The sequence below is a fragment of the Bacteroidota bacterium genome (assembly GCA_020161395.1).
Classification (GTDB): domain Bacteria; phylum Bacteroidota; class Ignavibacteria; order Ignavibacteriales; family Ignavibacteriaceae; genus UTCHB3.
The window spans coordinates 1-26,162 of sequence record JAIUOE010000006.1 but is presented as its reverse complement, the minus strand read 5'-3'; the positions used below and the strand labels follow the sequence as shown (position 1 = coordinate 26,162).

General features: G+C 43.7%; 22 protein-coding genes and 1 tRNA gene. 7 read left to right on the top strand and 16 right to left on the bottom strand.

Annotation, left to right across the window (positions count from 1 at the left end; translation table 11 throughout):
- Positions 1-31: 31 nt before the first annotated feature.
- On the top strand, positions 32-1,297 hold the full coding sequence (locus LCH52_10950; GenBank protein MCA0388996.1) for a T9SS type A sorting domain-containing protein: 1,266 nt from the start codon (positions 32-34) through the stop codon (positions 1,295-1,297).
- 17 nt (positions 1,298-1,314) lie between these two features.
- Here LCH52_10950 and LCH52_10945 read toward each other — a convergent pair whose 3' ends face one another.
- Positions 1,315-2,487 carry an alkaline phosphatase family protein gene (locus tag LCH52_10945; GenBank protein ID MCA0388995.1) on the bottom strand — a complete coding sequence of 391 codons (1,173 nt, stop codon included), beginning with the start codon at positions 2,485-2,487 and terminating at the stop codon, positions 1,315-1,317.
- 130 nt (positions 2,488-2,617) lie between these two features.
- Between LCH52_10945 and LCH52_10940 the strand changes: the two genes are divergently transcribed.
- Positions 2,618-4,135, top strand: coding sequence for a PAS domain S-box protein (locus LCH52_10940; GenBank protein ID MCA0388994.1), 1,518 nt, complete (start codon positions 2,618-2,620; stop codon positions 4,133-4,135).
- Here the strand turns inward: LCH52_10940 and LCH52_10935 are convergent.
- The 3 genes from LCH52_10935 to LCH52_10925 all read right to left on the bottom strand — a co-directional run bounded on the left by LCH52_10935 (position 4,113) and on the right by LCH52_10925 (position 8,539).
- Complete coding sequence (locus LCH52_10935; GenBank protein ID MCA0388993.1) at positions 4,113-5,177, bottom strand: bifunctional 3-deoxy-7-phosphoheptulonate synthase/chorismate mutase type II; 1,065 nt, start codon at positions 5,175-5,177, stop codon at positions 4,113-4,115. The genes LCH52_10940 and LCH52_10935 overlap by 23 nt on opposite strands.
- Positions 5,178-5,467: 290 nt before the next feature.
- On the bottom strand, positions 5,468-7,600 hold the full coding sequence (locus LCH52_10930; GenBank protein ID MCA0388992.1) for a tetratricopeptide repeat-containing sensor histidine kinase: 2,133 nt from the start codon (positions 7,598-7,600) through the stop codon (positions 5,468-5,470).
- A 93-nt stretch (positions 7,601-7,693) separates the two neighbouring features.
- On the bottom strand, positions 7,694-8,539 hold the full coding sequence (locus LCH52_10925; GenBank protein ID MCA0388991.1) for a prephenate dehydrogenase: 846 nt from the start codon (positions 8,537-8,539) through the stop codon (positions 7,694-7,696).
- Between the two features lie 181 nt (positions 8,540-8,720).
- Here LCH52_10925 and LCH52_10920 point away from each other — a divergent pair, with 181 nt between their 5' ends.
- The 3 genes from LCH52_10920 to LCH52_10910 all read left to right on the top strand — a co-directional run bounded on the left by LCH52_10920 (position 8,721) and on the right by LCH52_10910 (position 12,362).
- Positions 8,721-10,445 (top strand): T9SS type A sorting domain-containing protein, encoded by a 1,725-nt coding sequence (locus tag LCH52_10920; GenBank protein MCA0388990.1) that lies wholly within the window; start codon positions 8,721-8,723, stop codon positions 10,443-10,445.
- A gap of 177 nt (positions 10,446-10,622) precedes the next feature.
- On the top strand, positions 10,623-12,122 hold the full coding sequence (locus LCH52_10915; protein ID MCA0388989.1) for a T9SS type A sorting domain-containing protein: 1,500 nt from the start codon (positions 10,623-10,625) through the stop codon (positions 12,120-12,122).
- 168 nt (positions 12,123-12,290) lie between these two features.
- Positions 12,291-12,362: transfer RNA gene (locus tag LCH52_10910), tRNA-Asn, on the top strand.
- 177 nt (positions 12,363-12,539) lie between these two features.
- Here the strand turns inward: LCH52_10910 and LCH52_10905 are convergent.
- The 10 genes from LCH52_10905 to LCH52_10860 all read right to left on the bottom strand — a co-directional run bounded on the left by LCH52_10905 (position 12,540) and on the right by LCH52_10860 (position 21,583).
- Positions 12,540-13,106 carry a hypothetical protein gene (locus LCH52_10905; GenBank protein MCA0388988.1) on the bottom strand — a complete coding sequence of 189 codons (567 nt, stop codon included), beginning with the start codon at positions 13,104-13,106 and terminating at the stop codon, positions 12,540-12,542.
- The gene (locus tag LCH52_10900) at positions 13,093-13,893 is read right to left on the bottom strand and encodes a J domain-containing protein (protein MCA0388987.1); all 801 of its coding nucleotides are present in this window, start codon (positions 13,891-13,893) and stop codon (positions 13,093-13,095) included. The genes LCH52_10905 and LCH52_10900 overlap by 14 nt, the downstream gene beginning before the upstream one ends.
- Positions 13,883-14,725: a DUF5685 family protein gene (locus LCH52_10895; protein ID MCA0388986.1), complete on the bottom strand. Its 843-nt coding sequence runs from the start codon at positions 14,723-14,725 to the stop codon at positions 13,883-13,885. The genes LCH52_10900 and LCH52_10895 overlap by 11 nt, the downstream gene beginning before the upstream one ends.
- A 9-nt stretch (positions 14,726-14,734) precedes the next feature.
- On the bottom strand, positions 14,735-15,094 hold the full coding sequence (locus LCH52_10890; GenBank protein MCA0388985.1) for a zinc-ribbon domain-containing protein: 360 nt from the start codon (positions 15,092-15,094) through the stop codon (positions 14,735-14,737).
- A gap of 319 nt (positions 15,095-15,413) precedes the next feature.
- On the bottom strand, positions 15,414-15,767 hold the full coding sequence (locus tag LCH52_10885; GenBank protein MCA0388984.1) for a hypothetical protein: 354 nt from the start codon (positions 15,765-15,767) through the stop codon (positions 15,414-15,416).
- Positions 15,768-16,183: 416 nt separating this feature from the next.
- Entirely contained in the window at positions 16,184-16,516 is a 333-nt protein-coding gene (locus tag LCH52_10880) for a hypothetical protein (GenBank protein ID MCA0388983.1), read from the bottom strand.
- A 67-nt stretch (positions 16,517-16,583) separates the two neighbouring features.
- Positions 16,584-18,461: a monovalent cation:proton antiporter-2 (CPA2) family protein gene (locus tag LCH52_10875; GenBank protein ID MCA0388982.1), complete on the bottom strand. Its 1,878-nt coding sequence runs from the start codon at positions 18,459-18,461 to the stop codon at positions 16,584-16,586.
- A 1-nt stretch (position 18,462) separates the two neighbouring features.
- Positions 18,463-19,065: an NAD(P)H-dependent oxidoreductase gene (locus tag LCH52_10870; GenBank protein ID MCA0388981.1), complete on the bottom strand. Its 603-nt coding sequence runs from the start codon at positions 19,063-19,065 to the stop codon at positions 18,463-18,465.
- A gap of 50 nt (positions 19,066-19,115) precedes the next feature.
- Positions 19,116-19,769, bottom strand: coding sequence for an HAD family hydrolase (locus tag LCH52_10865; GenBank protein ID MCA0388980.1), 654 nt, complete (start codon positions 19,767-19,769; stop codon positions 19,116-19,118).
- Positions 19,770-19,780: 11 nt separating this feature from the next.
- The gene (locus LCH52_10860) at positions 19,781-21,583 is read right to left on the bottom strand and encodes an AGE family epimerase/isomerase (GenBank protein ID MCA0388979.1); all 1,803 of its coding nucleotides are present in this window, start codon (positions 21,581-21,583) and stop codon (positions 19,781-19,783) included.
- A 103-nt stretch (positions 21,584-21,686) separates the two neighbouring features.
- Here LCH52_10860 and LCH52_10855 point away from each other — a divergent pair, with 103 nt between their 5' ends.
- Positions 21,687-22,595, top strand: a complete 909-nt coding sequence (locus tag LCH52_10855; GenBank protein ID MCA0388978.1) for a TIGR01777 family oxidoreductase — start codon at positions 21,687-21,689, stop codon at positions 22,593-22,595.
- A 748-nt stretch (positions 22,596-23,343) separates the two neighbouring features.
- Here the strand turns inward: LCH52_10855 and LCH52_10850 are convergent.
- Together LCH52_10850 and LCH52_10845 are read right to left on the bottom strand one after the other, a co-directional pair.
- Positions 23,344-24,819, bottom strand: coding sequence for a PQQ-dependent sugar dehydrogenase (locus tag LCH52_10850; GenBank protein MCA0388977.1), 1,476 nt, complete (start codon positions 24,817-24,819; stop codon positions 23,344-23,346).
- A 79-nt stretch (positions 24,820-24,898) separates the two neighbouring features.
- Complete coding sequence (locus LCH52_10845; protein ID MCA0388976.1) at positions 24,899-25,207, bottom strand: hypothetical protein; 309 nt, start codon at positions 25,205-25,207, stop codon at positions 24,899-24,901.
- Between the two features lie 107 nt (positions 25,208-25,314).
- Between LCH52_10845 and LCH52_10840 the strand changes: the two genes are divergently transcribed.
- Complete coding sequence (locus LCH52_10840) at positions 25,315-26,016, top strand: outer membrane beta-barrel protein (protein MCA0388975.1); 702 nt, start codon at positions 25,315-25,317, stop codon at positions 26,014-26,016.
- The last annotated feature ends 146 nt before the right edge of the window (positions 26,017-26,162 follow it).

The following is a 26,162-nucleotide window of genomic DNA, read 5'->3' as shown; positions in this document are numbered from 1 at the left end:
TTCAGTAAATTCATGGATGTGAAATCAGATTTTGGCATATTTGTGTATTACAACAGCAAAAATTGATGAAGCCATGAGTCACAGATTATTAGCCCTGTTTATCATTCTCACTCTTCCGGTTTATTCACAGATTTTTGAGTTCGCCGGTGAAAAACTGTTCATCAGTAGAGAATCTGATCTTTTCAGACAGACCTCTTCTCCCCACCAGTTCGAAAAATTAAATTTTGGACCGGACAATAAAAACATCTCGTTGCTCTATTTTGTGTCGGAATCTGTTGGCTTTGCAGCCAAAGAGAATGAGTTGTACCGTACAACCGACGGAGGCTCTGTCTGGACAAAAATCTTTGAATCGGGAAATACCATAAATGCCTCCGGTTTTGAATCCGATGGAGCGACAATTCTTATTCTGGGTGGTAATTTAAGCGTTTACAGGTCATTTAATGGCGGCGTATCGTTTGACACGGTCAGTTTTCAACTTCCTCTTCAGAATTACAACTACATCAAATTTGCAGGCATGCCTCATGCCGGAAAAATTTTCCTCTACGCCCCCAACTTTAACCCTTTTGCACAAAGTTTTAACTACTTGAGTTCTGCAGATTCATGCAGAAGCTGGCAGATTATTGAATCCCTTGGTGAGAAAGGGGTGTCGAAATTCATTTCAGCTAAACACGGATTCGTGACAACAATGTCGAGGCTGTGGTTCAGCTCAAACGCCGGTCAAAACTGGAACATCATCCTGCAGGATGCAGGTGTTCTTTCAGGTCTCGCTGCATTTGGTGATTCACTAACCGGCTACCAGGGGGTCTGGAGTGTCAATTCTTTGCTAAGAACCACAAACGGCGGAGCTTCGTGGGATGAGGTTTACAGAGGGAATTCCGGAATCGATAATCTTGCCGCCGGGAAGTCGAATGTCGCAATAAGAGAGACAGGTTCTGAGGCGATTAAATATTCATCCGATAAAGGAGCGACCTGGACATCAGTTACGCTCCCGTCAGGCATCGAATCCGCCGATGCAGAAAACCCGGGTTCATTTCGACTCCTGAACAACTATCCCAATCCCTTCAACGGTTCCACACAAATAACTTTTACAGTCCCTTTTGAAATGGAAGCAGTACTGAAAATTTACGACCTGAGAGGCTCAATTATACAGGAAAAACTCCCCGTGAGATGCCAAAAAGGGGTAAATGTGATAAATTACAATTCGGGTAACCTCCCGTCAGGAGTCTGGTTCTACAGGCTGGAACCTGTTGGCACGGGACTCAATCCTGTGACCGGCAAGATGGTGATCTTAAAATAGCGGGAGGAGACTCCCGTTTACTTCAGCAACATCATCTTGCGGGATTCCACCCGGTTGCCGGAAACCAGTCTGTAGAGATAAAGCCCGCTTGGAAGACCGGTGGCATCAAAATAGATTTGATGTCTCCCTGCTGCCATGTCACCATCAATTAAATCCAAAACCTTTTCGCCGATGGCATTGTAAATTTCGAGTTTAACTTTCGTCTCTGAAGGCAGAGAAAAATTTATGTTTGTGTATGGGTTGAAAGGATTAGGGAAATTCTGTTCAAGTGCAAAAGTGTGCGGAATTGTCTCATCCGGCACATCAGTTTGAATATCCAGAATCTCACTCATCGAAACACCCGAGACGACGGGAGTCGGGAAATTCAGAATAGCCCCTATGGTTGGTACAATATCAGGGATGTATCGTTTGGTATTTGTATGAACGCCCTTCTTTACATTGGCGCCAATTCCGAAAAGCATAATTCTTCTGCACCCTGCACAGCCGTCGCCATGTCCCGTGAACCCTGTAGAAACCCCGTCGGAATGCCGTCCGTGGTCATTTGTCACGAGAATCGTGGTTTTATCCTTTAAAACCGGATCATTTTTTACAAACTCCCAAAGTTGATTGATCAGACTGTCGGCAATGGTAACGGCACGCGTATAATCATTCCAAACACCCAAATGTCCGTAATGATCGACATCAGAAAAATAGAGAACCGAAAGTCGCGGACGCCATGTCTGGAGCATGTTTTTTGCCTTTTGCCACACGGAGACATCGTTGCTCCCCTGAAGGATATACCAGGGCCAGTAGGCAGGTCCATAATCGGGACGAAAACTCTGCAGCCAGGGAGAAGAAAGATATTTCATTATATACATTGCCTCCGTGGAATCCTGCTGATGGGCTTTTCTGAAATATTCCCAAAGAGTGGGCACGGTGGCATATTGAGTTTGAAAACCGTTATAAAAAGTATCGAGCGGAGTTGACCATGAACCCGACCAGATTGCTGGTACTCCCCTGTTTGTTACCGTCCAGCCATTGTTGAAGAATGAATCTATAACCACCCCCTCTGTTGCCAGTCTCTTAAGATTTGGAGCGAATCTTCCGGATGTGTCGCCAAGGGTTTCGCTGTACCTTGCACCGTCAACTATTACCAGAATAACATACCTGTCCGGCATTTGGGCATGGATTGAAACAATGAGTATTAACAAAAACAGAGAAGTTCGAAAACAGTTATGCATTAGATCACAATTTTTTTTCTTTTGAACTTAATTTATTCATGAAAAATGGATTTTTTACTATATTAATTTGGAGATTACAATTTTATTCCGGCGGAAAAACATGGACAATGAGAAGCAGTTTTTTAGTATGCTCGAAATTTATCCTGCACCCACAATCGTGCATGATACTCGAAAGTTTGTATTTGTAAATTCCGCCTTCCTGAAAATGATCGGAGCATCTGCAAAGGAAGAACTGCTCGGTCACGACATACTCGATATAGTACATCCATCCAGCCTCAATCAGTCACTTGAAAGTCTAAGCACCCCGGGGAGACTCGATGTATTCGAGTTGAGGGATCTGTGTCTCGTCAGAATGGATGGCAGTATTATCTATGTTGATGTGTCAGGTACTCATATCCTTATGGAGGGGCACGACTATATCAATATAATCTTTAACGACATCACAACTCTTAGAATGAACGAGGAACGCTACCACTCCCTGTTCGAATTGTCACCTGAAGGAATAATTCTGCAGGATGAAAGAGGGAATATCATTGATGCAAATCCAAAAGCTGTTGAGCTGACAGGATTCTCACTGGAAGAACTGACCGGTAACAACATCTCGGTAATAGCCTCTCACGCAGACAAGTCTCTCATCGATCTAAACCTCAAGAAGATCCTCTCAGGGGAAATTCTCCGTCAGGAATCTTTCGCCTCGAGAAGAGACGGCACCCGGTTTAATGTTCAACTGACCGAAACAAGGGTGCCTCTTCCGGGAGGGAAAACCGGCATTCTTACCCTCATTGCCGATATCACTGAAAGGAAAGCCAACGAACAACTCCTCATTAAAGCCAAAAAAGAAGCTGAAGAAATGAGTGCACTAAAATCGAGCTTTCTGCTGAACATGAGTCACGAGTTGCGAACTCCGATGATAGGTGTCATTGGATTTGCCGAGATACTCGGTGAATATAAAAATGATCCCGAAATAAGGAGTATCGGAAACAGGATATTTGCAAGTTCCACAAGGCTGCTCGATACATTAAAAAAGATTATGGACTTCAGCAGAATCGAAGCCGGAAGATCGAATCCTGTTGCAAAAGAGTTTGAACTCATCGACACAGTGATCGAGGTTTGCAAAACTTTCGATTATCAGATCGACAATTCGAATCTTTATCTCAGATTCGGGAGCCACATCTCCGGGTGCCGGTGCATTCTCGACAAGAGCATGTTTGTTCAGGCGCTCGAAAATCTTATCTCGAACGCCATCAAATTCACTTTTCACGGTGGAATAACGGTAAATCTTTGGCATCAGACCAGGGGTGATAAAAAGAATATCCTGATCTCAGTAACAGACACAGGTATCGGGATCGATAACAACGAGTTTGAGATAATATTCCAGGCGTTCCGACAGGCAAGTGAAGAGATGGGACGCCATTTCGAAGGGACCGGACTCGGGCTTACCATAGCTAAAAGTCACATAGAGAAAATGGGGGGTACAATATCAGTAAACAGCACTCCGGGAAAAGGGTCGATCTTTACGATCTCCCTCCCCCTCGAAAACAACGGAATCACTCTTTCTGACAGGGAACTGATTCTGTATGACTGCGCAGGTGGTGTCAACCGGCTTGGGAATTCATAATCCTGTTCTGATGATTGATGCTTTCCATGTGAACCACCTCGAGGAAACCGGCGACAAATTCGTTGCTTAAACCAAGTTTCACACCCAGATTGATCCCCTTCTCAAGAATTTCATTCCATCTGTTGGTCTGAAGTATGGTAATCTTCTTTTCCTTCTTGTATTCACCAATCTTTGCAGCAAGGTTCATTCTTTTAGCGAGCAACTGCATCAGTTCATCATCTATCTGATCGATTACCTCTCTGTACTCTTCAAGCGGGGAATCCTGTGAAATATTTTCGCTGGTTGAATCCCTCCAGACCAGTTGATCGAGCAGTATTTTCAGATCAGCGGGTGTCACCTGTTGCTTCGCATCGCTCCACGCTTTATCAGGATCGCGGTGGCTTTCTATCATCAAACCGTCAAAGTCGAGATCAATTGCTTTTTGCGACACATCTTTAAGTATGTCTCTTCTGCCACAGATATGAGCAGGATCGCAGATCATCATCAGATCGCTGTATCTTCTTTTCATCTCGATTGCCAGATGCCAGATGGGGGCATTTCTGTATTCAAGATTTCCGTAGGTGCTGAATCCCCGGTGTATCAGTCCGATATTTGTAACACCTGCATTACCGATTCTCTCCACTGCACCGCTCCACAACTCGATATCGGGGTTCATCGGATTTTTTATAAACACAGGGACATTGGTGCCTCTCAAGGCATTCGCTATCTCCTGAACACTCATCGGATTGACGACAGACCGGGCACCAATCCAAAGAATATCAACATCGAAATGAAGTGCGTCCTCAACCTGCTTTGTGGTTGCAACCTCGACCGCAAGGGGGAAGCCGGTTATCTTTTTCGCCTGCTGAAGCCAGGGCAGCCCTTTGGTTCCAACACCCTCAAATGTACCCGGTCTCGTTCTCGGTTTCCAGATTCCGGCACGCATTACATCCACAACACCAAGCTTTGCAAGTTGTGTGGCAGTCTCCAAAACCTGCTCCTCTGTTTCAGCACTGCATGGACCCGAAATTATAAGGGGCCTCTTTTTCAACAATGTTTCCATCTTATTTCTGCATCTGTTAATGGTTTAAAAACGAAAAAACCCGGCTGTTTAGTCCGGGTGATTTATAAATTTCTTATGATAACATTCAAATTTTACAAAAGCCACCCGCGACCGGTAAAGTAAAACCAGTAAAAGTAAAAGGAGGTATTTGTGGCTTTTTTCAGATTTATCATGGACAAATATATATTATCTCAAATTCAGATGCAAGAGATTTTTTTGTGGCGGTAAAAAAATATTGCCCTCTTTTTTTGTCCAACTCTTTTTTACCCCTTTTCCAAAGGCGTTGTACATCAGACAGCGGTTTCCGCAACAGGAAGCGTAAAGGTTACTGTGGTCCCTTTTCCAACTGTGCTTTCAACACTTATTGACCCTGAGTGTCTCTCAACAAAATCGGCACTGATGCTCATTCCAAGTCCTGTTCCGCCTTCATTTTTTGTTCCTCTGCCGGGTGTCACACCGGCGGTTCCGAACAGACTCCCGGCAGTCTCCTTGGACATACCGGTTCCATTATCGGAGATCGAGATTCGAATCATGTTTCCCTCAAGATGTCCCCTCACCCTTATTTCACTCCCGTCCCCGGAAAATTTAATTGCATTCTGGATAATATTCTGAAATATCGAGTTTACCATTGTCCGGTCACCCATGATTACTGTATCATGAGGTATTTCCACTTCCAGATTGATATTCTTGCTTCTGAATGCAAAGCTAAGATTTCGCCTGACATCTGCTATCAATTCCGCAAGGTGGAGATTCTCAGGATTAAACTGAATCCTGCCGGTCTGTGTTCTCGCCCAGTCGAGTAAATTGCTAATCAGAAAGTAATTGGTTGCTGCGGCACTGTTGATATCCGACGACATCTGAGCAATTTCATCCCTGCTTAGATTGTCAACATTTGCTGCAAGTTCCTCGGAATAAAGAAGAATGGGTGTGAAAGGACCCCTTATGTCATGCGAGATCAATGAAAACAATTTATCTTTGGTTGCATTTAATTCTTTGAGCTCTTCCGAGAATTTTTCAATCTCTTTGGCATGCCTTGCTGCTTTTATTTCCGCCTCTTCCGCTTTTTTTCTCTTGTACCTGAAGAAAAAGATGATGGAAATGGATGCTGCTGCAACAGCAATGAGACTTATAATAATCAGCAATTGATTTGAAGAAAGCTGTTCCAACCGTGCAATTTCGGCAGCCTGTTTCTCTGTTTGATACTTCTTGTCCAGCTCAACTATCTTTGCGGCAGTCTCACCACCCTTGACACTGTCGGAGTAATCATGGAACAGTCTGAGATATTTGTAAGCCTGCTTGTAATCTCCTGCTTTTGCCAGAACCACCGCAAGTTTTCCATGGATGTCGTTGATGTCTGATCTGCTCTCCAGCTTTTCCGCATATTTCAAGGCACTGTCGTAATGTGCAATAGCCTTCATGGTCTGACCGGATTTATCATAAAGACCTCCGAGTGCTGACATGTTGACCATCAAGCCGTAGATTATCCCCTCACTGTAACATATTTCGATCGATTTTTTAAACCACAGCTCAGCATTTGCCGGATCTTTTTTCGACTCATAAATACTTCCTGCGTTCATATAACTTTGTGCCAGGGTAAAATTAAATCCCCGTTTCAAAGCAATCTCTATCGCCTTTTTGCAGTACACAAGAGCGGTGTCGAGTAAACCAAGACTTCTGAGAGAACTGGCTGCGTTCGAGTAGCACAGAGCAAGATCATGATAGTTTTGGATCTTTTCATTAATTTCGATAGCCCTGTCGTAATAGTCTACAGCATCGCGGTATCTGCCAAGTCTTCCCAGTTCGAGTGCAATATTATTTAGAGTTATTGCCAGCGACGCCAGCTCACCGGTCTTCTCGAAAATGGTAGCGGCTTCTATATAGTCATGGACTGCCCCCTCACTCTGATCCACTTTGCTTCTGTCGTTTGCTCTGTTAGTGAGGAGAGCTGCATACAGTTTTTGATGTTTACTCGTGTCGATTATGGAAACAGCCTCGTTGTAAACATCGATCGCATCTTTACTTCTCCCTTTTGCGGAGAGAAGAAGCCCTTTTGCAATCATTGCACGACATCTTAATGCCGGTTCACCAAGTCTGTCTCCAAGCTCAATTAATTCTTTTATGAACCGGTCTGCGGAGTCGAGTTGCCGTGTGTACCGGTAGTATTCAGATATTTGGATGGTCGCTTCAAAAACACCTTTTTGATGTTTAAGTTTTTTTGCGATTTCTCTTGTCGTGGAAATGTAGCCGATTGTCCCTTTCAGATTTTTAGAAAGTTCATCAGCGGTGAGCAGGAGTATTTTGTTAACCCAGACAGTGTCATTTTCTTTTGTGGCATAAGCTTTCTCAAGCTCTTCAGAAACCTGGGCAGAGGTGACGGTTACAAGTAAAATCAAAATAGAGAGGATGCGGAACAGAAAAAGCATAAAGTACTCAAATCAGATTAATCAGAGCCAAATATCCATAAAATTTACATCAAAATCAATAGTTGGAGTCAATTATATTCATGCAAAGTCTTTTTATTCACGATTAAGTACTTTTCTGATCTCATTTGCCTTCTCGATAAGTTTGTAAAACTTCCTGTAGTCCTTTTTTTCGAGAAGATTCTTCATCAGACTCAACTGGTCGATCTGTTCTGTTAAAACTTCAAGCAGATTGTCCCGGTTTTGTGCAAAGATAGGAACCCATGTGTCCGGGGAACTTTTCGCCAGTCTGACCGTGCTTTCAAAACCTGCGCCGGCAAGCTGAAAAATGGTATCCACCTCTTTTTCCTTCTCAAGCACCGAGAGTGCAAGTGCAAAGGAAGTGATGTGTGAGATATGACTGACATATGCGGCATGAACATCGTGACTCGTTGCATCCATGTAGATTTTTTTCATCCCGAGCGCATCATACATTGCTTCAACTGTTTGAAGTGCATCTTTGTCACATTTTTCCCTGTCACAGATTACGGTTATCCGCCCGTTAAAACCACCCGGCTGTGCTGCTGAAGGTCCGCTTTTTTCAGTACCCCAAATGGGATGTGCGGCTACGAATCGCCCCCTGTTCGGGAGAGCCACCAGCGATTTAACAATCAGCTCCTTTGTTGACCCGACATCGGTTACCACTTGATGTGTAACGGATTTCATTACTTGCTCAAGCACCGCAATTGAGGCATCCACCGGAACAGCAATAATGATGAGTGATGATTTTAAAACGGCTTCTTCAAGTGACATTATCTCATCTACGAGTCCCAGTTCCATCGCCTCATATGCATGATTCCTGTCTCTTTCCACTCCAATGATATGCCTGCTGAATCCGCTCCTCTTTAAATCAAGGGCAAGCGATCCGCCTATAAGTCCAATTCCAATTACTGCAGTAGTCATTTATTACGATTTTCTTCAGGATAAAAAAATTCTTAATTTCAAAAAATGAAACACAACGGAACAAAATTAATCAATTTGATTCAACAGTTTTCATTTTTTTATTAATAATGAATTTTCAATTCTTATTTTGCTTGTATTGATCTTTTTTTTTATTATTAGAACCGGAATATAGATTCAAGCTATGAAAACATTTTTGAAGCAAGATTCAATCTTTGGTAATTTCCTTTCTGTTATTCTTTTTACAGCTTTTTTAACCGTCTCTCTTCTCGCTTATCCCGGTGGTGAAAGCGGCTACACAAAAAAGGGATCAACTCCGGGTTGTACCTGCCATACAAGCTCCCCAAGCAGCAGTGTTACTTTGACCATCTCGGGACCCGCCACTCTGAACAAGGGTGAAACAGGAAGCTACTCTGTCTTAATGACCTACACTTCCAACATTACCGGCGGAGGAATGGATATAGCTGCTTCCAATGGCACACTTGCCAAGGTTGACACCCGACTTAAAGTTTTAAATGGAGAACTTACTCAACCTTCAAAACAAACCGGCACTACCCAACTTGTCTGGTCTTTCAAATATACAGCCCCCGCAACAGCCGGCACCCAAACTTTATATGCAACCGGATGTGCTGTAAAAAGTAAATGGAATCACGCTCCCAACTTCACCGTGACTGTTACGGATCCTGTTCCGGCTTCTCTCAGTCTCTTGACTCCACTACAGGGAGCGAACCTCCTCAGTGGCTCGACTACAGATATCACCTGGTCTTCTGTCAATGTAGCGAATGTAAAACTTGAATATTCAACTGACTCCGGCACAACATGGATCACGATTATTTCTTCAACCCCTGCGTCTGCAGGTTCATACTCATGGACAGTCCCTGAAGTTTCTTCAGAGACCTGCGTGGTAAAAGTCAGCGACGCCTCAAACGCTTCCCTGAGCAGCATTTCAGGGCTTTTCTCGATTACAGTTCCGATTCCCGAGTACAACATTGCACACCTGCATCAAAATGACGCAAACGGGGTTTCGCTTGATACAGGGAAAGTAGTAACAATCAAGGGAATTGTAACTGTGGGGAATGAATTCAACAGCCCTTCATTTCTGCAGGATTCAACGGGCGGTCTGGCAGTTTTTGGCAGAGGTGTTGGAGGTTTTTCGTCATCCATTGTCAAAGGTGATTATATAAAAGTTACGGGCAAGGTGGTTAGTTACAACGGACTCACAGAAATCAACCCTGTCAGTGAATTCCAAAAACTCGATTCAGGTCTTACAGTCGAACCGGCTGAAATCACCATTTCTGACATTCTGAATCAGAACTGGGGTGGTGATGAGACCTATGAAGGTAAACTGATTAAAATTACAGGACTCTCCCTTGTTTCTCAGGTTACCACATGGGCAGGAAATACAAACTACATCATAACTGATGGAACAGATTCGATTCAGATAAGGATCACCACCGGTACCACCCTCGCTGGTCAGCCGGCTCCTGTTGATGCAATTTTTACCCTGACATCGGTTCTCAGTCAGTACAAAACCACCGCTCCATTCAACAGCGGATATCAGCTTATGCCAAGAGGAGTGGACGACATCGTAATTACTACCGGTGTGAAGGAATCTGAAACGGCAATAACTGATTACCGGCTTGAGCAAAATTACCCGAATCCGTTCAATCCGTCAACGACCATTTCATTTCTTCTCCCTCGTGAAAGCAATGTGAAACTTCAGGTATTCAACGCCCTCGGTGAGGAACTCGAAAGCCTTCTCGATGGCAGCTACTCAACCGGGAGACACTCCGTCAGGTTTGACGCTTCAAACCTTGTTTCCGGAATATATTTTTACAAACTGACCGCAGTACCCGTGGACGGTTCCAAAGGATTTACGGAACTGAAGAAGCTGGTTTTGCTCAAATAACAGATTATTGCCGGGATAAATGAACCGCAAGGTTCTGCTTGACATTAATCAAATATATTAGTATCTTTCAGTGGTGCCGTTAAAAATAATTCGTTATTAATAATGGCTCCTCCGTGGATATCATTTTTATCATGAAATGATTCCAGGTATCGTTCTTTTTTATGATTGGAGGTAAATGTGAAAGTTCTGTTTCACTCGCTGATTCTTGCAGCGTTAATTTCACCTTTGATCCTTGCACAGACCACGCACAGTTTCCTCGAGACATTCGACTCGGGAAATGCAGAGGGCTGGGCTTTTTATACTGATGCAAGCGTTTCCGTCCAAAACGGACAGCTAAATGTGGTTGGAACAGGAACCGGTTTCCAGATCGCCCACATTTATCCCCCGATCGGGGCAACAATCAATGATTTCTCCATTGAGGTAAATTCTGATGCCGCTTCCGTTGCCGACGGAGGATTTATCGGAAGGAACGGTTTCAATTCTCTTATTGGCTTATTGTTCGATGACGACACAGTAAAAGTGGTTCATGCCGAAAACATCACCGACTACATGAACCCCCCGTTCGTTACTCTCGCCCACATTCGTCTTTATGATTATTCTCTGAAAACGAAGTTCTCGGTTCAAAAATCCGGCACTTCATTAATCGTAAATACCTGGATTAACGACACACTCAAACATTCCGGTACAATTCAAAATGCACCCCTGGCTCTGCTTAAAGGACAAATACTCATTAGCGTTGTCGGAGAGCAAATGAACTTCAAACTCGGAAATGTTAATATCCAATATAATCCTTTCATTCAATCACAAACAGGCACATACAACGATTCATTTGATGATCCGGCAACCCCGTGGATTAAAATGGGAACCTGGGAAACTGTCGCTTCCGCAGTTACAATAAGCAACGGTAATATCAATTTTAACCACTCGGGTTCCTCCCTTGCAAGTCTCTATGTTGCCACACCTCTCGGAGCTGTCAGCAATTATGAGCTTTCTCTGACAGGGAGTGGAACGATGGGCGATGGAAACTTTTCTGTCTGGAGAGTTTACAGTTATAAATATTATACTGGAATGTGGACTGAAGATGACCGGATAAAGGTGGGTTATCTCTCCGGAGACGGCATTGTACCGATTGCTGTTAACTCTGCGCCTGTCGTGTTCCAGGGTATTTCATGGTTCAGATTCGTAACCACCAATTCCGGAAATACCATTACCATGTCAGTTTATGGCGACAATAATTTGCTGGTTACCGGCAATCTTATCACAAACGACTCGAGATTGCACTCGGGACATGTAGTCTTCGGAGTGGATGTCTGGGACTCGGTGAATATATACTACTCTGAAATTTCGATGCTCTACAACAGGTTTGTTACAGATATCCACAATGACGGGTTACCTGGTTCATTTGCTTTGATGCAAAACTACCCGAACCCTTTTAACTCTTCCACTATGATAGAATATGAACTTGTCTCGGATGCGCATGTGCAACTTGAAGTATTCGATATTCTGGGAAGAGAATGTGAGACCCTCGTGAGAGAATATCAGTCGAGTGGAAAACACTCCGTGAATTTCGATGCTTCAGGCCTTCTTTCGGGCATCTATTTCTACAAACTGACCACTACTCCGGCAGATGGCTCAAAAGGTCTTACAGAACTGAAAAAACTCGTTTTGCTGAAATAAAAAAATTTCTTCAGGAGGTTGTTAATAAATTTTAACAACCTCTTGACTGGAATATACAGATTCCGTATATTTGTAGCTCATTTTGAAAATGTTTTGTAAAAAACATTCCGCAATAGCTCTCCCGATGGATCGGGACGGCTGTTAAACGAAGATTGAAAGTTTGAAAATTCCGCGATAGCTCAATGGTGGAGCATTCGGCTGTTAACCGAAGGGTTGCAGGTTCGAGTCCTGCTCGCGGAGCCGAAACCGAAAAGCCTGTCTTATGGACAGGTTTTTTCGTTTTAAATCATCTCGCCTGGGCGAGTGACATGTTCGTAGATGAATCGGTATCCCATCCTCCTTTTAACTCGCCTGGGCGAGTGGCATGTTCGTAGATGAATATTTTCCACCCCTAAAAGCAGTCAGGCGGAAATTACATCACCCTTTTTTCTCAAACCGTTTCCCCAATCGTTTTAACAACAAGTACATGATGAGTAATCCGGCAACTCCTGTTGCTATATTTACAGGAGTTGATTGGGTTGTTAATGTTGTATCGTAAAAATAATATATCAGAAAAAAACCGCCGAACCAGAGTATATTACCAATAACCACAGCAACAAATGTCTTTAAAGGTGAATATTTGTTAACACCAACTCCCAGCAGGATAAATTGATTGATCAACTGAAATGCCCTGCTAAACAGTATCCACATAAACGGTTGCTTTTCAAAGACCTCAGCAAACCGGTGCACTTTATAGTTAAAAGTCGACCTGTAAAGAGGTGAATTCACCTGTTTGCGTTCAAAAAAACAGCTTCCTGCCAGATACATAAAGAGATCGCCCACACAACCGGCAATAACACATAGTACTGTAAAAAGAAACGGGCTGTGGCTTTCACTTTTCAACAATACAAGTCCGGACAGATAAGAAACGGGTATCCCGGCTCTGTCAATAATAGAAGTGGCAACCAAAATCAGATGATACAATCCCAAATTAGCAGCAATCAAATATACACTCGAGAACTGTACACAGTAAACATGCTCCTCCGGCAGCCCTGTCCTTCTCGACATAATTCCCGCCAACATTGAAGTATCGCTGCCTCTCTCTGACGAGAGGATGATTCGGGTCGTGTCTGGCAAGAATCTGAATGATTTGATCAGCCTCTGCGGTTCGACCTTGCATAATAAAAATATTGGCTTTGGTCGCAAGAAAAGTCGGTGCAGGTATTCTAATCAATCGGATTGCATTATCAATCGCAAAAAGGGCATCTTCAAAATGGTGGGCACTTGCTGCGTAAACGGCTTTTACATGCTGGAAATCGGCATCATTACGGGCAGCGGGCTCCGCATGTTCAAGATACAAAAGATCCTGATAAGCGTTTGTGAAATCTTCCTGCTCGAAATAAATTCTGCTTCTGAGTTCAAAAATTGCGATTTCCTTTCCATATTTTCTCAACATTCCGTTCACAACATTCAAAGCTTCTGTGAATTGTCGTCTGTCGAGAAATGCCTCTGCCCTTAGATAGTCAGAATTGAAATCATTACCCGCACTTTGTCCGTAATTCTGTCCCGAACTGTTCGAAGTGCTTGAATCTGATTGTGAGGAAAGCAAAAATTCTTTTGCCGCTGTAATCTGTAGAAACTTTTCATGCATCACTTCTTTCACAGCATCATCCGAGGTCTGATACAGATCGGGATGATACTTCATGGATAGTGCCCGGTACGCTTTTAGGATATCCTGTGTGGTTGGATTTGGAGGTAATTTTAAAATACTTAAGGCTTCATCACGCGTCATATTTTTTCCGGCGTTTATGTAGTATTGAATAAATCCCCTTTGAGAGGATGTTAATTAATATTTCCTTGTACGGTTCAGCAACTCCTCTGATCATCATTGAAGTCGCTGAAACTGTGGAATTCAACTGATCTTCGGCCTCCATCAGTTTGTTTTGATCTCGAAGCGGATTAAACTGTCCATTCAGTCTGTCACTTTCAAAATCGCTGATCATGTCGACCAGAAGCATTATATCACTCAGATTTCTTGCAAGCTTTGCAATAAACTCCTGAGACATTCCTGTGTTAAGTCGATTTAGTGCAGCGATCCAAAGCCCTGCAACAAACGGCTCAAAAAGTTCCAGATAATCAGGAAATGTGCTGGCGTCTTTCTCATTAAGGTGTTTCAGAAGACGGGGATCAGGAGGTGTGTCTACCTTGATGCCAAGAATATCAAGAGATTCAGGAAGTGCTTCAAGGTATTTTGCTCTGAAGTGTTTGAGGTAGTTTTTGTTCTCGTCCCTGATTTTATCATCCAAAACCGCAAACATCATCACTGTCGAAAATGCAGCAGCAACTTTGTTCATGTTAAATTGATCCTGAACTAAATTCCTTCTGAGTGGAGGGAACATGGTGCAACCAGCCCTGCCAAAAGAATGATTTGCAATTGCATTTTTAGACTTTTTTAATCCGTATGCCAACAAAAGCAGCAGATCGGTTTCATATGGATAAAAAAGTGTTGATAACCTGCCTCGGTAATTTTTACCGGCAATACAACCTGTGCAGTGTATCGCATTTACGAAATCGAGCGCTTCACGACTTAAATCAGAGCGCAGAGGACGATAAATTCCGATCATGTAACGGTTCTAAAGCGTTTTTGCAGTCTGATAAGCATCAATGGCTGAACCGATGGCAACAAGAAACCAGCCAATTGAAAACGAAAGCATTCCAAGAATGACGGCTCCGCCAAGGTACATGAAACCTTTGCTTATCTGTCCGTTATAAAACTGCCCTCCGCCCACAATAAGAAGAGAAAGCACAAGGGCAAGTCCCGGACTTTTATTTGATCTTTGTTGGGGATAGGGTGTACCGTAAGGTGATGGTTGTCCACCGTTGTGTGGATTAGGTGATTGGTAGGGAGGTCGTGATGAATTAAGCGAGGCACCACAACTGGCACAGAAGCTGCTGCCACCGGAGACTGTTGACCCACAATTAGGACAGAACATGGTTGCTCCAATAATTTTGAAGAGATTGTTAAGTTATCTACTCAGTTTTTTGCAACCTTTACTTCGACAAAATTCAGTCATTGCTTCCATCATACCCAAATAACTGTTCGTAACACATTTAATCTTAAATTAATTATCGTGAAATGCCGAATATGTAAAATCGGTACAAAAGGTACACAAAGATAATTTAAATTATGATAAATGCAAAATATATCTTTCGTCAATCGGGCAGGATGTGATTTTTAAAATAATCACATAATCCCCGCAATCGACAAATGTAAATAATAGCTTTTGATACACTACTGCATAGCGGCTCTAACTACACGAATCTCTCACTCACCCACCGGCTAAACAGGAGCAACCATGTAACCAGCCCGAAATCGAGCGCAAGCCAGAAAATCCGGTGACCGGCTATCTCATCATTTGCGAAGCAGACTGCTGCGAAAAATATTAAAGTGGCGGGGTACAAAACCTTTTGAAGGCGGATGGACGGGTCGGGGGTTTTACTTTCCGTTGAAGGCAGGGTTTCCCCGGGGATGATTTTCCTTTTTTTACTCGAGTTGAACTCATAAATTATTGAGACGAGTGCAGGGATGATTACCATCGCCTGCACCGCCGCAAACAAAACAGTATCACGGGTGATGTAGTTAATCAGATTTTCCAACGGGTCCATAAAACCTTGCTCCTAAATTGTTGAATCATGTTTTGAAACATAATTCTCAATTCATTCAGAAAATATCCCGGAAATGATACATCATTTGGAAACTCCTGTAAAGCCATCACTCTTTTTTCTGTGTTTTCACTGCTTTTCTAAGGAAATATGTGAGAAATGAAATCACAACAACCCACACAGTAACCATTAAAATGAGGGATGATGTTTCCATTTTAAAATCCTATTACTGCTTTTAATAAAAGGAGCACTACTCCAACGCCAAGCACTACAAATAATACCGTGCCATAGATGCCTGAATCATCTTTTTCTTCAGTTTTCATATTAATCTCTCTTAAGTTTAAATTACGGAACGAACGGAATGCGGCATTATGCACCTCAAACGGGATCGTCCGAAAAAAATTAATTAACGATAAGTTCTAAGAGAGAATAAAGGGCGGGGCTTTATTTAATGGAAGTGTAAGAATTGGAGCCTGGAAACGGAGTCCGGACTCTACCTGCCGAAAGATTACCGGGTCTGTATCAGGTGTTTCAATTCCCGTACAAAAATCATGAACATCGATTTCCGTGAAGGAGGCAGGGGCGATGTGAGTCGGAATTTTCGCGGAAGTGAAGTACTGAGTCCGGGGGTTTCCCTTCGTAGTCGAGATGGTAATCTGCGAGGAAGACAACAATAATCCGCTTGCCGAACCCGCCAGGAGTCCGGAAACAAGATATATTACAATCAACAGCGAATTATTAAATTTCTTCATCTGAATTTGGTTGTTTTCCTCCTGCAAATTACTCTTTTCCGGGCAGATATGCAAGAGCATTCAAATCTCAGGATTTTCCGAATTCCTCCCTGAGCGATTCGGAATCCCAACCGGCATCCCTGCTGATATCTGTATCTTTAAAATCTTCCTTTATTATTTCTTCCAGTTCCTCGATAGCCTGTCTCGCAGCGGAGAGATATTCCGACCTGTCCTTTCTGTGGGCAGCCAGTTCCTTCAGATTCTGTTCATCGTGTCTGAAGAAGATGTGGCTCATCCTTTCGGTTTGATACGCCCTGTATCCGAGATATTTTAGTGTATCCGCACCCATCCTTAATGAGGTGTCAAGTGTTTCCCGGTAAACTTTATCAACTCCGGCATCCATCAACTCGTAGGCATCGGATCTGTCGTATGCCCTCGCGAGAATTTTTGCATGAGGAAAGTGTTTTTTAACTGTGTGCACCATTTCAAGCACTTTTTCGGGGATATCGAGTGCAATAATTATAATTTTCGTGTCTTCAGCCCCTGCTGCATGGAGGAGATCGTGGCGGGTGGGTTCTCCGTAATACACCTTGATTCCGAGTTTTCGGAGTGTCTCCACACGATCCGAATCGTTGTCGATAACGGTCGGGAAAATACCGTTAGCCCTGAGGAACCTTCCTGCGGTATTACCGAATCTGCCGAACCCTGCGATTATCACATTACCTTTTTCCTCGATTTTATCCTCATCCCGTTCGGGTTTTATTGTGGAGCGGGAGAGAAACGGCAGAATAACTTTTTCGTTGAGTGTAAAGATAAAAGGTGTAAGTGCCATGCTGATTGCCACAACAGCAGTCAGAATTCCCGTGGTATTGGAGTCAAGAATCCCAAGTGAAGATGAGAAGGAGAAGAGTACAAACGCGAACTCTCCCACCTGAGCAAGGGCGACTGCAAATATTGAACTTTCGCCATTTCCCAGACGGAAAATCTTCCCGATCGCAAAAACAACCGCAGCTTTTGTCAGCATCAAACCGAAAGTAAGGAGCAGAATTGTAACCGGCTGCCCTGTGATCAAACCGAAGTTGATGCTCGCACCCACGGATATAAAAAACAGCCCCAACAGCAATCCCTTAAAAGGATCAATGTCACTCTCGAGTTCGTGCCTGTACTCGCTGTTTGCAAGCACGACCCCCGCAACAAATGCACCAAGCGCGGGACTTAAACCCACAAAGTTCATCAACAACGCAATACCGATGACCAAAAGGAGGACCATCGCCGTAAAAATTTCACGCATCGCGGTTTTTGCGACTATTCTGAAAACATGATTCAAGAGATATTTCCCTGCGAGAACTATCACCCCTACTGCGCCGATAACAAAAAGCGTCTGCAGCCATGCCGGAAGTGTTTCCATGAATGAAGGATGTGCATTTACAGGCGCTGTTGTGTTTGTGGTGGCGAGAAGAGGAAATATCGCAAGTATCGGGATGACTGCGATGTCCTGAAAAAGCAGCACGGAAAAGGAGCTTTGGCCCGCCCCTGATTTAATGAGTCCTTTTTCCTGAAGTGTCTGCATCACTATTGCTGTGGAGGAGAGAGACAGAGTAAATCCGATGGCAAGTGATGCTTGCCAAGACAGTCCGAAGGCAAACGCAACACCACCCGCCAGGAGTGCGGTCAAGCCAATCTGGAGACCACCCATTCCGAGAATGGAAGCACGAAGCCGCCAGAGAAGGGACGGTTCCAGCTCCAATCCGATCACAAAAAGCATCATTACAACCCCGAATTCAGCGAAATGCATAATATCCTGTCCCTCATTTCCAACAAGTCCGAGGAGTGCGGGACCGATAATAATTCCTCCGATGAGATAACCGAGAACCGATCCGAGCCCCAGCCTCTTTGCAATCGGCACTGTGACAACTGCAGTTACAAGGTAAAGAAACGCCTGATAGAAAAATCCTCCTTCGTGCATATTATGCCTCCGCTTCAGGTGTTAGAAGATCGTTTAAATATTGAATTTTTTGTAGTTGTGCCTCATCTAATTTTTCATCCCGCAACATTTCGAGAACCTTGCGATAGTCAGCAGCACTTCTCTCAATTCCCTCTTTATCCAGGCGGTGGGTACCGTAAATTACGAAAGAGGGGAGCGGCACCATTTTGCAAAGTGCAAACGACTGTCTGAACGGGGCGAGGAACTCCCATACGGTGTGCTTGTTCAAACCTTCTTTTGTGTATGCAATCTCTCTGCCACCCGCTGTGATGATATTCAGTCCGGCTTTACCCGCAAGTGCATTACCTTTCGAGCCGTATGCCCAGCCGTGTTCAAGAACGAGATCAATCCACTGTTTCAGCAGAGGCGGGCAACTGTACCAGTAAAAAGGATGGTGGAAAATGATGATATCGTGTTCGAGCAACAGCTTTTGCTCTCTTTTTACATCAATATCGAAACGGGGATAAATTTCATAAAGATCACGAAAGGTGATTCCTTCGGTTTTCTTTGCAATTGAGACGAGTTTTTTATTCACCCGTGACTTCTCAAGTGCAGGGTGTGCAAAAAGTATCAGGATTTTTTTCATGTGCGGTTAAAATATGTGTTAAAAAGTTGAACAAATAATTGGCTGAAGTTTTATTTAGAGAACAATATCCCTTTCAGCTCCTCCACCGTGGCCGCATAGTATGTTGGCTTTAAATCCAGTAATGATTTCTCATCCCTGTACCCGAATCCAAGTGCAATGGTGTCCACTCCTGCGTTTTGTCCACATCCGATGTCGAATTCCGTGTCACCAATCATAACGGTACCCGATTTTTCAGCTCCAAAATGTGAGATAATCAGTTCGAGCGGCTCCGGATCGGGCTTTATCTTTATTCCAGGTTTCCGTCCCATCAACACTTCAAACCACTGATGAAGATTGAAATGGTCTGCTATTCTTTCAGTCTGATGCTGATTTTTTGTTGTCAAAAGTCCAAGCTTTACTCCTGAATCCTTCAGGGAGTCGAGAAGTTCCGGAATACCGGGATAAAATTTTGTATCATCTATAAAATCGAAATAAATTCCTTTATAGACATCGATATAATGCTCTATATCGGGGACTTCAATTCCAAATTCGACAAAGATATCTGCAAAATGGGCACCGATCTGTGTTTCGAACCTGTCACGCGGGAAATTGACATTTTTCATGCCGAGTGCATCGAAAGTTTTTATCGCAGCATGATAAATTGTATCGGCTGAATCGAAGAGAGTTCCGTCCATATCAAAGACGGCGAGATCATATTTTTTCATTCTGTTCTGTGTCATTTTAAGAGCGTCATTTTCCGGCTTTGCGTTCCTGTACCTGTTTTAAGTGTGTAGAAATAAACTCCCGAATTCAGTCCGGAGGCATCAAATATTATACTGTGTTTCCCTGCGGACTTGTAACCTGCGAAAGGAGTCGCAACTTCATTTCCCATCACATCATATACTCGTATCAACACTTCAGAACCGTTTTTAAGTTCAAACGATATGTTCGTAACGGGATTGAAGGGATTGGGATAGTTCTGATTCAGCACCATTTCCGAGGGGAAACCCTGCTCCTGATCTGCGATTGAGGAAAGTTCCTGTGGCTGAAAGGTCACTTTGAATTTTCCACCCATGTTTGAAGAGAGATACAGCTCGAGGGTACTTGGATTAAATGAAGCAAATGGAGCTCCATCAAGCGTAACATCCGAAATGATCAACTTCCCTGTTGAGGTAAGAAGTGGTGATACTTTCATTGCTCTCGGAGTAATCGATGGAGAAAATTTGTAATAGAGAGAGAATGGCTGTTTTGCGAGATATATTTTTGAGTACAGATATGTGAGGTAACCGAGTTCAACCGAATGATATGCCGCTTTGAAACCGTTTCCTTTATGCTCGCCCCATACTCTGCCCCCCCTTCGCATTGTATTCTCGTAAACTTCTCCATAGGTGCGATCAACAAAGTAATTCATAAAGAAACTTATACTCTCATCAGCTGCTTTAAGGTATTCATCATCTTTTGTTATGTCCCAAAGTTCCAATCCACCTGTTATTGCCTGCTCAACCTGCCACCATGCCTTTGCGGAATCCTGAATCCCCCAAAGAAGCATCTGACCTGTTGTTCTGTTGTAATCCTTGTAGGGTGCGCCGTAAATGTGATCATATCCTTTCAGCAGGACATTATTAAAAAGCTTCCTTGCGGCTGTTATATACTCCGGTTTGGGGTCAAGTCTGTACGCCCTTCCGAGCACCCATGCAGTTTTGAGAACATGTCCCATTATCGTCATGGTTTCAGACTGGTTTATGCTCCAGTCATTATTATACAACTCTGCAAACCCGATTTGCTGGCTGTCCATCGTAGGCACAAGCCTGTTGAGGATGTTCAAAACAACCGAGTCGACTTTGGTGATGTACTTTGTTTCTCCCGTCAGTCTGCTCATCAAGAGGAGATGTGTAGTCAGGGCATCCACAGTTGCGTTAAAACTTTTGCCTGACAGGGTGGAAAAATTCGCTGTTGCCTGATCGAAATATCCGAAAGCAGAGCCTCTGTCCCAGTACCTGTTTTCGAGGAGGTCGTATCCCTTTTTGAACCATGACTCGGCAAGCGGATCGCGGGTAGCCTCATACATGGAAGCGATTCCCAAAAGTGCGTAATGTGCGTCAAAAGCCGTTTTGGCGGAGGATGATGATACTGGAGAGCCTTGCCGTGTCAGATCGCCATACCAGCCGCCGTTTGTGTTATCCCATGCCTTACCGTATAAAAACGAGAGAGCGTCCTGAGCTTTTTGCAGATACACTTCATTTCCAGTAAGCATAAAAGCCTTTGAAAAAGCATAGGCGTGACGGGTTTGCGTCAGCGGTTTCTTGTTTGTCCCCCAAGATGTGATAACATTCCCCATCCTGTCCACATTTGTGTAAAATCCGCCATAAGTCGCATCGTATGAGTTAAACCAGAATTTCGCACAACTGTCAACATATCCAATGAGCCTGTCGGGATCATTCAGGTAAGGTGAGGTTGGTGAATATTGAGAAAATGAAGCTGTCGTAAAAAGTATAAATGCCGGGAAGAAAGAGGCAAACCGTCGTCCAAAATTCGTCATTGGATCCTTTTCAAAAAAGAATGATTGTTTTTTACAAAAATACTGAAATTAAATGACTTCGATTTTTGTTACTATTGGAAACCGAAAAATCAGGATTATCGTAATGGCAAAACGAATTGTACTCACTGGTGCTACTGGCTTAATCGGCAAGCACCTTTGCAAAAAAATATACGAACGGGGCGATGTCCCTGTTGTGATAACGCGGGATCCAGTTCAAGCCCGCGGAATGGCTTATATAAATGAATTTGTGAAGTGGGACTACCGCGATCCCAAGCCCGTCCTCTCAAAACTTGAGGGAGCCGCAGCTTTTGTAAACCTTGCGGGAGCTTCAGTTGCTGAAAGATGGAGCGAGCCTTATAAAATGGTCATTCTCAACAGCCGTGTCCAAACCACCGATGCACTCATTCACGCCATCTCACTTTTGGAGAAAAAACCGGAAGTGCTGATTTCCTCCTCTGCAACAGGATTCTACGGAAATACAGGAGACGAAGAAGTGGATGAAACCTCCCGCAAAGGGGAAGGATTCCTCTCTGATGTGTGCGATGCCTGGGAAAAACAGGCACTCCTTGCGGAACAATACAGAGTGAAAGTTTCGATTGTGAGAACAGGTGTGGTACTTTCACCCGAAGGCGGTGCACTAAAAAAGATGATCCCTGCATATAGATTTATGGTGGGCGGTCCCATCGGTAGCGGCACCCAGTGGATGTCATGGATACACATCGACGACATAGTCAATTTTTATCTTCACCTGATCGACAATCCGCAGGATGGTGTGTTCAACGGCGTTTCCCCCACTCCCATAACGATGGATGTATTCGCATTTCAGTTGGGTAAGGCACTCAAGAAACCGTCGCTGATGAAAGTCCCTTCATTTGCGGTGAAACTCATGTTTGGTGAAATGTCGGCTACCATCCTCGAAAGCCAGAAGGTTGTCCCCGCATACACCGAAAAAACAGGGTTCAAGTTTACATTCCCCGAAATAGATGATGCTCTGGCAGATTTGTTGAAATAGGGGGTTGAATAGAGATAGTTCCACGGATGTCACGGATTTTACACGGAAGGATTTTTAGGGGACGCGGATACACGCAGATTAAACGGAATTTCGCAGAAGGGTAGTTAGTTATGATTTATGAGTTATCAGGTATGAATGTTTTGCCGAAAAACCCGGGAAATCTGAAGAGGAGTGACAATCGTCCCGATTGTCCAACCGACAAAATTTAAGATGATAAGGATAAAAAGCGACGATCTGTTTAATCTGCGTGTATCTGCGTCCCCTACACACATGTCGCCACAAGGGCTCAAAATCCATCTGTGTCCATCTGTGTTAAATCCGTGATATCCGTGGAACCATCTCTACCCATACATGACCCCATCCGGAGCCAAAATCACATCCGTGGAACCATCTCTACCCATACATGACCCCATCCGGGGCCAAAATCACATCCGTGGAACCATCTCTACCCATACATGACCCCATCCGGGGCCAAAATCACATCCGTGGAACCATCTCTACCCATACATGACCCCATCCGGGGCCAAAATCGCATCCGTGGAACCATCTCTACCCATACATGACCCCATCCGGGGCCAAAATCGCATCTGCGTAATTCCGTCTAATCTGCGTGTATCAGCGTCCCCTGACCACATGTAGCCACAAGGGCTCAAAATCCCATCCGTGAAATCTGTGCTAAATCCGTGATATCCGTGGAACCATTCTTCAAATATTCAGCCTTCGTATTTCAGCCTTCAAATATTCATCATTATTTCATAAACAGTGCCTTGATGGTTTGGGTTTCTATTCCTTTGCCATCGGTGGCGGAGGCGGTCATTCTGATAAGGTAGGTACCTGATGCGAGTCGATTCGGTTCCCAGCCGAAGACAAATTCACCGGCGTTATAAACCCCTTTTTTGATCTCTTCAATAAGTGATCCGAAAATGTCATACACTTCGAGTTTTACGCTGCTTTCTTTTGCAAGGGAGAATGATATTGAAGTGGAGGGATTGAAAGGATTCGGGTAATTCTGTTTGAGTGCTGCAAAATCTCCACCTGTAAACTGTGGAATTGCATCAACAGCATCCACCTGCGGTTCGAACATATAAATCTTGCCTGAATAATCGAGGATATAAAGGTTTTTGAAGTTGTCTTCACCAAAAGAGACTATTGAAAGTCCTGAATTATTAAGCAGTACTTCATTTTGAACGGGCTGTCCGGGAGTATATTTCAGAGCCCAAATCCTTTTTGAGACATAATCGGCATAGATATACTTACCAGTAAGCTTCGGGTTTTTGTTCCCTCTGTAAACGAAGCCACCCGTGATCGAATATCCGCCTGTGGAATTGTGGGCATATTCCCAAATCGGGAGCTTTAAACCTGTGGTGTCACAGCTTGTCGACGGACTGTAGCAATGGAACGACTCCATGATTTTCCAGCCATAGTTACCCCCTTTTTCTACGATATTTATCTCTTCCCACATGTTTTGCCCCACATCTGCAACCCAGAGTTTGTTGGTTGCAAGATCGAAACTGAACCGCCAGGGATTCCTCATTCCGTAAGCGTAAACCTCCTCTGCCCATCCCTGTGTGTTGCCTGCAAATGGATTATCGGGAGGGATTGCGTAATTTTTTCCGGGGGAAGTGCCGTTCACATCAATTCTTAAAATCTTTCCCAGAAGTGCAGCCTTGTTTTGTCCGTTTCCCTGAGGATCACCCGAGGAGCCGCCATCTCCTGCAGCAATATAGAGATAACCATCAGGACCAAAACTCACCTGACCGCCATTGTGGTTTGAAAAGGGCTGGTTGTAGGTCATTAAAATATATTCTGATGCTTTTACAGCGGAGTCGCCATTCACATTTGAAACCTGAAAACGGGAAATTATCGTTCTTCGGGGATTGCTTGCGGTATAATTGACATAAAAGAAGCCGTTTTTTATGAAGTTGGGGTGAAATGCAAGTCCGAGTAACCCCTGTTCACCACCGTAAAGAACACGGTCGGTCAGATCGAGAAAAGTTTTAGGATTCGAGGCATCACTTCTGTTCGGGAAGACGAATATTCGCCCCTGCTGAGAGACAACAAAAATTCTGTTCGTCTCATCCATTGGTGACTGAAGGTCAACAGGATTGGGAATTGTGATGTTTGGGAAGGCATTTTTAAGTGTTTGCGACTGTACAGGGGTCACCATCAACACCACGGTGAACACCAGCACAACAAACGCCACTGCTGCAATTGATCTCTTCATTAATGGGCTCATATCTGAATAATAATTGATTAAAATAATAACACAATATAATTAAAACCAATTTAGAAATTAAACAGTTCTACCCCTCAAATTCTTTCCCGTCGCATGGAATAAAATCGGGTCTCGGGTGGCTTTCATACTTTTTGCAGAGAACTGCGGATTCATCAAAGTGGCGGCATTTCGAACAGATGGAGTTTTCAATTATCTCCCTGTTACTTTTGTAAAAACCGGTGTACGAATTGTAAGCAGGGAGAACTACACCCCCAATAACAGCAGTTATGGCCAGGATCAGCCAAAATTTGTCATCGGGAAATGCCATTCTTATAAAATATACCGCCGTTAATACAATTACGAGGCGTATAAGGGTCTCTGTTACTATTTTTCCCATGTTACTCCAACAATTTCTGAAAAACTTACAGGGTAATTTAACAATATTAATCTCTACATTTTGTTATATTGCCACTTTAGTTTTTAATAAACTTAATCAGGAAGATCATGAACAAGAAGAATATATTTATTGTTGCCGCTGCCTTAATGATATTTTCATCACAGGCTATTGCTCAAAGTTTTGGCATAAATTTTACTCTCGGTTTCCCACAGGGTGAATTCAAAGACAACCTCTCAAGAACCGGTATCGGTATCGGTGGTGAAATTCTTTTCCCCACAGCACCCGGTGTACCTGTCGAATGGGGTTTCGATCTTGCGTTTGTTAATTATGGAAATGAAACAAGAAGAGCACCTCTCAGCAACACTATCCCTGACCTGACTGTTGATGTTACCAGATCAAACAACATTGTTTTGGGACATGCTCTGATTCGTATTGCTCCACCCAGCACCCTCTTCAAGCCATATGTTGAGTTGATCGCAGGTGGTTCGTACATGTACACCCAGACTTCACTTCTTGAAAGATTTTCCGGAAAAGAAACCATATCTGATCAGAATTTCAGCGACTGGGCTTTCAGCTACGGAGGTGGTGCCGGATTGATGTTCACAGTGTACGATCAAATGGGCACAAGAGTGATGGTTGATATAAAGGCGAGATACCTCATGGGTACAAAAGCTGAATACCTCACCGAGGGTGATGTCATAATAAACACCCAAAATGCAACAGTTTCATACAACACAAGAAAATCAAAAACTGATATCCTGCTCGCTCAGATCGGTGTAAACCTTTCGTTCAGCTCGATGTTCCTCTAAAACCTTTTTAGCTATGAGCTATGAGAAGGTATGTTTAAAAAGTTAATTTAAAATAATAAGGGGCATCCTCGCTGCATATTACTAAAATTCAGTAATTTGTGTATCATTAAACAACCAACACAAACAGTCAAAAGGATGCCCAAAAT